The 278-nt window shown below is 68.3% G+C and carries 1 protein-coding gene; it reads right to left on the reverse strand.

Annotated elements, in window-relative coordinates:
- On the reverse strand, window positions 1–278 hold a 278-nt coding region (locus E0702_RS17135), incomplete at both ends, for a hypothetical protein (protein ID WP_132045742.1).

Below are 278 nucleotides of genomic sequence, written 5' to 3' on the forward strand. Positions count from 1 at the left end.
GAGCACGTCCTGTTCGGAGATCACCGTCAGGCGTGTGCTCCGGTGGTCGGGCCCCTCGAAACCTTCGTCCAGCGCCCAGACCAGAAGGTGGACGCCGCCGGTGCCCTCGGGGATGTCCGACAGGCGCGCGATCTCGGTCAGCCCGGACAGGTCCTGGTCCTCCAGCAGCCCGCGGAGCCGTTCGCGCGCGCCCTCGGACCAGCTGGCGATCACCACCTGGGAGGTCTTGCGTTTTTCGGTGATATGGGTGGCGAGGGCCTCGAAAAGCCCGGTTGCCT

The organism is Halomonas marinisediminis (assembly GCF_004347715.1).
Lineage (GTDB): Bacteria > Pseudomonadota > Gammaproteobacteria > Pseudomonadales > Halomonadaceae > Halomonas > Halomonas icarae.